The sequence below is a fragment of the uncultured Methylovirgula sp. genome, assembly GCF_947646745.1.
In the GTDB taxonomy this organism is placed as follows: domain Bacteria; phylum Pseudomonadota; class Alphaproteobacteria; order Rhizobiales; family Beijerinckiaceae; genus Methylovirgula.
Window position 1 is genome coordinate 1 of the sequence record NZ_CANSHK010000072.1, and the last position, 6,665, is coordinate 6,665.

Annotated in this window: 8 protein-coding genes; all 8 read left to right on the forward strand. The window is 64.9% G+C overall.

Going from position 1 to position 6,665, the window contains the following annotated elements; translation table 11 throughout:
* Window positions 1-1,337: molecular chaperone DnaK (gene dnaK / locus Q0025_RS14630; protein ID WP_297300397.1), on the forward strand; the 1,337-nt coding region annotated here is incomplete at its 5' end.
* Between the two features lie 206 nt (window positions 1,338-1,543).
* Entirely contained in the window at window positions 1,544-2,677 is a 1,134-nt protein-coding gene (gene dnaJ / locus Q0025_RS14635; RefSeq protein WP_297300399.1) for a molecular chaperone DnaJ, read from the forward strand.
* A gap of 68 nt (window positions 2,678-2,745) precedes the next feature.
* Window positions 2,746-3,348: an rRNA adenine N-6-methyltransferase family protein gene (locus tag Q0025_RS14640; protein ID WP_297300401.1), complete on the forward strand. Its 603-nt coding sequence runs from the start codon at window positions 2,746-2,748 to the stop codon at window positions 3,346-3,348.
* A complete protein-coding gene (gene pyrF, locus Q0025_RS14645; RefSeq protein ID WP_297300403.1) occupies window positions 3,345-4,052 on the forward strand; it encodes an orotidine-5'-phosphate decarboxylase in 708 nt (235 codons plus the stop codon). The genes Q0025_RS14640 and pyrF overlap by 4 nt, the downstream gene beginning before the upstream one ends.
* A 247-nt stretch (window positions 4,053-4,299) precedes the next feature.
* Window positions 4,300-5,100: a 4-hydroxy-tetrahydrodipicolinate reductase gene (gene dapB, locus Q0025_RS14650; protein WP_297300411.1), complete on the forward strand. Its 801-nt coding sequence runs from the start codon at window positions 4,300-4,302 to the stop codon at window positions 5,098-5,100.
* Between the two features lie 9 nt (window positions 5,101-5,109).
* Complete coding sequence (locus tag Q0025_RS14655) at window positions 5,110-5,739, forward strand: 2,3-bisphosphoglycerate-dependent phosphoglycerate mutase (RefSeq protein ID WP_297300406.1); 630 nt, start codon at window positions 5,110-5,112, stop codon at window positions 5,737-5,739.
* A gap of 18 nt (window positions 5,740-5,757) precedes the next feature.
* Window positions 5,758-6,123, forward strand: a complete 366-nt coding sequence (locus Q0025_RS14660) for a glycine cleavage system protein H (protein ID WP_297300407.1) — start codon at window positions 5,758-5,760, stop codon at window positions 6,121-6,123.
* Window positions 6,124-6,139: 16 nt separating this feature from the next.
* Window positions 6,140-6,665, forward strand: a 526-nt coding sequence (locus Q0025_RS14665) for an alpha-ketoglutarate-dependent dioxygenase AlkB (RefSeq protein ID WP_297300409.1), incomplete at its 3' end; no start/stop codon positions are given.

The window sequence follows — 6,665 nt, forward strand, 5'->3', positions numbered from 1 at the left end:
ATGACCTCGGCGGCGGCACATTCGACGTGTCGATCCTCGAGATCGGCGACGGCGTATTCGAAGTGAAGTCGACCAACGGCGACACGTTCCTCGGCGGTGAAGACTTCGACAATCGCATCGTCGATTACTTGAACGACGAGTTCAAAAAAGAATCCGGTATCGATCTCAAAAAGGACAAGCTCGCGCTGCAGCGCCTGAAGGAAGCGGCGGAAAAGGCGAAGGTCGAACTCTCCTCGGCGACGCAGACCGAGATCAACCTGCCTTACATCACCGCCGATGCCTCGGGTCCGAAACATCTGACCTTGAAGCTCACGCGCGCAAAACTCGAAGCCCTCGTGGACGATCTCATCCAGCGCACCGTCGAGCCGTGCCGCAAGGCGTTGAAGGATGCCGGCCTCACCGCGGGCGAAATCAACGAAGTCGTCCTCGTCGGCGGCATGACCCGCATGCCCAAAGTCCAGGAAGTGGTCAAAAACTTCTTCGGCAAGGAGCCGCACAAGGGCGTCAATCCGGACGAAGTCGTGGCGATCGGCGCCGCCATTCAGGCCGGCGTCCTGCAGGGCGACGTCAAGGACGTGCTTTTGCTCGACGTGACCCCGCTGTCGCTCGGCATCGAAACCCTGGGCGGCGTGTTCACCCGATTGATCGACCGCAACACGACGATCCCGACCAAGAAGAGCCAGGTGTTCTCGACCGCGGAAGACAATCAGACGGCGGTGACGATCCGCGTCTTCCAGGGCGAGCGCGAGATGGCGGCCGACAATAAGCTGCTCGGCCAGTTCGACCTCGTCGGCATCCCGCCGGCGCCGCGCGGCGTGCCGCAGGTTGAAGTCACGTTCGACATCGACGCCAACGGCATCGTCAATGTGACGGCGAAGGATAAAGCGACCGGCAAGGAGCAGCAGATCCGCATCCAGGCGTCGGGCGGCCTCAGCGAGTCTGATATCGACAAGATGGTGAAGGATGCCGAGTTGCATGCGGCCGAAGACAAGGTGCGGCGCGAGTTGGTCGATGCCAAGAACCACGGCGAGGCGATGATCCATACGGCGGAGAAGTCGCTCACCGAATATGGCGACAAGGTTTCGCAGGCTGACAAGAGCGCGGTGGAATCGGCCGTTGCGGCGCTGAAGACGGCGCTCGAAGGCGACGATCTCGCCGGCATCAAGGCGCGGACCGAAGAGCTCGTCCAGGCGTCGATGAAGCTCGGCGAAGCCATGTACAAGGCGCAGAGCGAGGCGGGTGCCGCAGGCGCCGGTGCCGGCTCCGAAGGCGGCGCCCAGGACGATGTCATCGATGCCGATTTCAAGGAAGTCGGCGACGACAAGAAATCGGCCTGATCGCCGTGCGGCAGACAAGACATTGCGAAAGGCCGGGCGGCGACGCCTGGCCTTTTTGCGTCCGCGCGGCGGTTGGCAAGAGGAAACGCGCCGCTTATCTGTGACTCGGGATCAGTCAAGGGATCGCGTAGGCGCGGGATTTGAACCGAATCACTTAGGATTCGAAGCGTAAAACGCCGCGGGGGCGGCGCAGGGACCGATACGCAATGGGCAAGACGTGCTATTATGAAACCCTCGGCGTGACGCGGACATGCAGCGATGGGGAATTGAAGTCGGCCTTCCGCAAGGCCGCGATGCAATTCCATCCCGATCGCAATCCCGGCGACCACACCTGCGAGATCAAGTTCAAAGAGGTCAACGAGGCCTATCAATGCCTCTCCGATCCGCAGAAGCGTGCCGCCTATGATCGCTTCGGCCATAGCGCCTTCGAGCCGGGCAATGGCTTTGCCAACGGTGCCGCCGATGGCTTCGGCGCCTCAATGGCGGATATTTTCGACGATCTCTTCGGCGATGTGATGGGCCGGCGCGCCGGCGGCCGCGGCAACGGCGCCACCCGTGGTTCGGATCTGCGCTACAATCTCGAAATCACGCTTGAAGAAGCGTTCGCCGGCAAGACGGCCAATCTGACCCTGCCGACTTCGGTCGCCTGCACGGCCTGCACAGGCTCGGGCGCGAAGCCAGGGGCGAAGCCCCGCGCCTGCTCGACCTGCGGCGGCTATGGCCGCGTCCGGGCGCAGCAGGGCTTCTTCTCGATCGAGCGCACTTGTCCGCATTGCCACGGCCAGGGCGAAGTGATCGACAACCCCTGCACGACCTGCTCGGGCACGGGCCGGGTGACGCGCGAACGCAGTTTGGCCGTCAATGTGCCGGCCGGCGTCGAAGACGGCACCCGTATTCGCCTCGCCGGCGAAGGCGAGGCGGGGCTGCGCGGCGGGCCGCCCGGCGATCTTTACATTTTCGTCGCGACCAAGCCGCATCCGTTTTATCAGCGCGATGGCGCGGATTTGTTCTGCCGCGTGCCGATCTCCATGGTTCAGGCGGCGCTTGGCGGCGAGATCGCCGTGCGCACGATCGATGGCGGCGAGACCATGGTGAAAGTGCCCGAAGGCACGCAGTCCGGCAAACAATTCAAAGTCCGCAACAAGGGCATGCCGGTGCTGCGCTCGCGCGATGTCGGCGATCTCTACATTCAGGTCAATGTCGAAACGCCGCAGAATCTCACCAAGCGGCAGCGCGAACTTATGACGGAATTCGAATCCTTGTCGTCGAACAATACGCATCCGGAATCCTCGGGCTTTTTTGCCAAGATGAAGGACTTTTTCGAGAATCTCGGCAACTAGCGCCGCCGCGCTTGACGGCGGCCGCGAGGTCGGCAACTTTGCCGCGCCCAACCTGTTCCGAGGCCATCGTGAGCCTACCGCCCCCCACGCCGCAAAGCCGCTTTGCCGACGCCGCACAATTCCTTCGCACCTGGGCGGCCAACCCGCTCCTGCTTGGTGCCGTGACGCCCTCTGGGCCGGCGCTTGCCGCGGCTATGGCAGCGGAGATCGACCCGGCACAGCCCGGGCCGGTCATCGAACTTGGCCCCGGCACCGGCGTAATGACCGAGGCGCTGCTCGAGCGTGGCATTGCGCCGGAGCGGCTCTTCCTCATCGAATATGAGCCGGGCTTCTGCGATCTGCTGCGCGCCCGCTTCCCCGGCGTGACGGTCTTGCAGGGCGATGCTTATGCCTTGCGCGCAACTTTGGGCGCGCGGCTGAGGCAGGCACCCATCGCCGTCGTCTCCAGCCTGCCGCTCATCACGCGTCCGGAAGCGCAGCGTGCGGCCTTGGTTGCCGAGGCTTTCGATCTGATGGTGCCGAACGGCCCCTTCGTGCAATTCTCCTACAGCCTGTTTTCGCCGGTGCCATTGAAATTGGCCCCCCCGCATCGCCTGACGACATCGCCCTGGATTTGGCGCAATGTACCGCCGGCGCGCGTTTGGATCTATCGGACGGGCGTCTCCGCATGAGCGCGATCAAACCATCCGACCGGCTGATCCTTGCGCTCGATCTTCCGGACGTGGCGCAGGCCCGGGCGCTCGTCACGACCCTCGGCGATAGCGTCTCTTTCTACAAGGTCGGCATGGAGCTGGCCTATAGCGGCGACGGCTTCGCATTCGCCGATGAGCTTGCCGCGCGCGGCAAGAAGATCTTCCTTGATCTCAAGCTGCACGACATTCCGAACACGGTGAAGCGGGCCACCGCGCAGCTCGCGCGCCGGGGCGCCACCTTTCTGACGATCCATGCCTTTCCGCAGACCATGGCGGCGGCGAAGGAGGGCGCGGCCGGCAGCGGGCTCAAACTGCTCGCGGTCACCGTGCTGACCTCCTACGACGACGATGATCTGACCGCCGCCGGTTACCGCTTTCCCGTGCGCGATCTTGTGCCGCATCGCGCGCAGCAGGCCAAGGCGCTCGGCATCGACGGGCTCGTCGCCGCAGCCTCGGAGGCGGCAGAGCTCCGGCGCAGCATCGGAGAGGAGATGATCCTGGTGACGCCAGGCATTCGCCCCGCCGGCGGCCAAGCAGGAGATCAGAAGCGGATCGCGACGCCAGCGGCGGCAATCGCAGCGGGGGCGGATTATCTGGTTGTCGGCCGGCCGATCACGGAAGCGGCCGATCCGCGCGCCGCAGCCGAGGCGATCCAGCACGAAATCGCCACGGCGCGGGGATAATGGTGATGCGCGAAAAGACGCAACGCAAACGCAACTTGGACGCAACGCCGCAACACGTGACCGAGGGGCAAGCGCAAGCGAACGTACCTCCGGTTCGCCTGCCGGCGCGCTGCCGGAACGCTCCCCTGGTCAAGATGGACCATAGTCTGGCTCTGTGACCCGCCCGTGACAGGCGCCGCCGCCTTTTCATTGCCGCGGTCGCGCCTTATAGACCGGCGGGTGAATCCGGGAGGATTTTATGAGCGAGATGCGGCTCATCGTGGCCGGTGCGGCGGGCCGCATGGGTTGCAGCGTCATCGAATTGATCGCCAAGACGCAAGGCGTCACCCTTGCCGCGGCTTTGGAGCGGCCGGGAAGCGCGGCGCTCGGCCAGGATGCCGGCATTTATGCCGGCTGCGGCCATCTCGGCGTTGAGATTTCGAGTGATCCGCTCACCGCCGCACTTGCGGCGGACGGCATCATCGATTTTTCCTCACCGCATGCGAGCATCGAACTCGCAGCCCTGGCGGCGCAGGCGCGCATGGTCCATGTGATCGGCACGACCGGCCTTTCCGCCGATGATCGCGACAAGATCGAGGCCGCGAGCCATCACGCCACCATCGTCCAGTCCGGCAATATGAGCCTTGGCGTCAATTTGCTTGCCGGCCTCGTCGAGAAGGTTGCGCTGGCGCTGGGGCCGGAGTTCGACATCGAGATCGTCGAAATGCATCATCGCATGAAAGTCGATGCGCCGTCCGGCACGGCGCTGCTGCTCGGCGAGGCGGCGGCGCGCGGGCGTGGCATCGTGCTCGCCGAACAGTCCGTCAAAAGCCGCGATGGGCATACCGGAGCGCGAAGCGAGGGAGCGATCGGCTTTGCCGCCTTGCGCGGCGGAACGGTCGTCGGCGACCATTCGGTGATTTTCGCCGGCCCCGGCGAGCGGCTCGAACTCACGCATAAGGCCGAGGATCGAACCATCTTCGCCCGCGGCGCGTTGCGCGCGGCGCTCTGGGCGCGCGGCCGCAAACCCGGGCTCTATACGATGGCCGATGTGCTCGGCCTGAAATAGGAATTTTCCATGCAACGGCTTCTCGTTCTCGTGCGGCACGGCCAGAGCGAATGGAATCTCAAAAATCTTTTCACCGGCTGGAAGGACCCCGATCTGACGCCGCTCGGCATTGCCGAAGCACGCGGCGCCGGCCGCGCGCTGAAGGCGGCGGATCTCGGCTTCGATCAGGCCTTCACCTCCGAACTCGGCCGCGCCCAAAAGACCCTCACGCTGATCCTCGACGAACTCGGGGCCGCCGACCTGCCGACGCTTCGCGATCTCGCGTTGAACGAGCGCGACTATGGCGATCTCTCCGGCCTCAACAAGGATGAAGCGCGGGCCCGCTGGGGCGAAGAACAGGTTCGTCTGTGGCGGCGCTCCTATGACGTGCCGCCGCCCGGCGGCGAAAGCCTGAAGGATACGATCGCCCGTGTCCTGCCTTACTACTGCCAGGTGATCCTGCCGCGCGTGCTGCGGGGCGAGCGCACGCTCGTCGTCGCCCACGGCAACTCACTTCGCGCTTTGGTGATGGTGCTTGACCGGCTGAGCCGCGAGACCGTCCTCGATGCCGAGATCGCCACCGGCGCGGCGCTCGTCTATGAACTCAAAGCCGATTCGACCGTGGCCTCGAAGGCGATTTTGCTGCCGCAGATCGACTAGCCTGTGATAGAAACGGCCATGCTGAGATTCACCGATCGGCATGAATGGCTCAGGCTCGATGGCGAGGTCGCAGTCGTCGGCATCACCCGCCGCGCAGCGCAAGAAGCCGGCCGCTTTATCTCCGCCGAATTGCCGAAGCTCGGCACCCTTTTGAAAAAAGGCGATCGCGCCGCGCTGCTCACTTCGGCGCTGACGGCGCTCGACTCCCGCGCCCCGGCCGACGGTGAAGTCATCGAAGTCAACACGGATGTCATCGCGGATCCGTCGCGGATCAACGCCGACCCGCGCGGCGAAGGCTGGCTCTATCGCCTGCGCGTCGATGACGCGCGGTCGCTCGAGGGCCTGATGGACGAGCAGGCCTATCGGCAATTCGTCGCCGCATGACCCCCGGCTGCGCGCCATGACGCTCCTGGCGGGCGGGCGAGAGACATTCGCTGACGGGCTGATCTATGCGCCCGGCTATCTTGACCGCGCGGCGCAGGAAACCTTGCTTCGCGAGATCGAGGCCGTGATTGCGCAGGCGCCTTTGTTCCGCCCGCAGATGCCGAAGACCGGCAAGCCGTTCTCGGTCGAAATGACGAATTGCGGCGCGCTCGGCTGGGTCTCGGATCGTGCCGGCTATCGTTATCAGGCGGCGCATCCGGCGACCGGGCGTGGCTGGCCCCCGATTCCCGCCCTCGCGCTTGAGGCTTGGCGCGAACTCGGCGGATATGCGCAGCCGCCGGAGGCTTGCCTTGTCAATGTCTATAGCCCTGGCGCGCGTATGGGCCTGCATCAGGATCGCGATGAAGAAGATTTTGCCGCGCCAGTCGTCTCGCTGTCGCTCGGCGCGTCCTGCGTCTTCCGTTGGGGCGGCGCGGCGCGCGGCGGCAAGACGCAATCCTTGCTTCTCGCCTCGGGCGATGCGCTCGTCCTCGCTGGCGATG

Excerpts from the sequence above, each read along its gene's own strand:
- dnaJ (WP_297300399.1), top strand. The coding sequence starts at position 1,544 with ATGGGCAAGACGTGCTATTATGAAACCCTCGGCGTGACGCGGACATGC.
- pyrF (WP_297300403.1), top strand. The coding sequence starts at position 3,345 with ATGAGCGCGATCAAACCATCCGACCGGCTGATCCTTGCGCTCGATCTT.
- dapB (WP_297300411.1), top strand. The coding sequence starts at position 4,300 with ATGCGGCTCATCGTGGCCGGTGCGGCGGGCCGCATGGGTTGCAGCGTC.
- Q0025_RS14655 (WP_297300406.1), top strand. The coding sequence starts at position 5,110 with ATGCAACGGCTTCTCGTTCTCGTGCGGCACGGCCAGAGCGAATGGAAT.
- Q0025_RS14660 (WP_297300407.1), top strand. The coding sequence starts at position 5,758 with ATGCTGAGATTCACCGATCGGCATGAATGGCTCAGGCTCGATGGCGAG.